Source organism: Mesorhizobium sp. M4A.F.Ca.ET.050.02.1.1 (genome assembly GCF_003997725.1).
Taxonomy (GTDB): Bacteria; Pseudomonadota; Alphaproteobacteria; order Rhizobiales; family Rhizobiaceae; genus Mesorhizobium.
Genome location: NZ_RZSG01001571.1, coordinates 1 through 383 on the forward strand (window position 1 = coordinate 1; position 383 = coordinate 383).

Genomic DNA, 383 nt, shown 5'->3' on the forward strand with positions numbered 1-383 from the left:
CGGCCTGTGGATGGACCGCCAAAGCGTCGACCGCATGGTCGAGAAGCTGGTCGGCTGGGATTTCCAGCAGCGCGTCGCCAACCCTTGCATCGGCGCCGACCGCGCCGACCTCGTGCTCGCCGGCTGCGCCATCCTGGAGGCGATCCGCGGCGTCTGGCCGTCAGAGAGGCTGCGCGTCGCCGACCGGGGCCTGCGCGAGGGCATCTTGAGTGAGCTGATGGCCGATGACGGCGTCTGGCGCAGTGACGGGCGGGGTCGCTAATGGCAAGGAAGCCGGAAAAGCCGGGTGGCGGCATTCGGGTGCTGAAGACCCGGATCAAGAAGAAGAGCGGCCTGAAGGAATCCTCGCGCCGCTGGCTCGAGCGCCACATGAATGATCCCTA

The 383-nt window shown here is 67.6% G+C and carries 2 pseudogenes; both read left to right on the forward strand.

What is annotated here, in order from left to right:
• A pseudogene (locus EOA33_RS38680) lies at positions 1 to 262 on the forward strand (Ppx/GppA family phosphatase); the annotation flags it as partial.
• Positions 262 to 383: pseudogene (locus tag EOA33_RS41265) on the forward strand (23S rRNA methyltransferase); the annotation flags it as partial. The pseudogenes EOA33_RS38680 and EOA33_RS41265, both read left to right, overlap by 1 nt.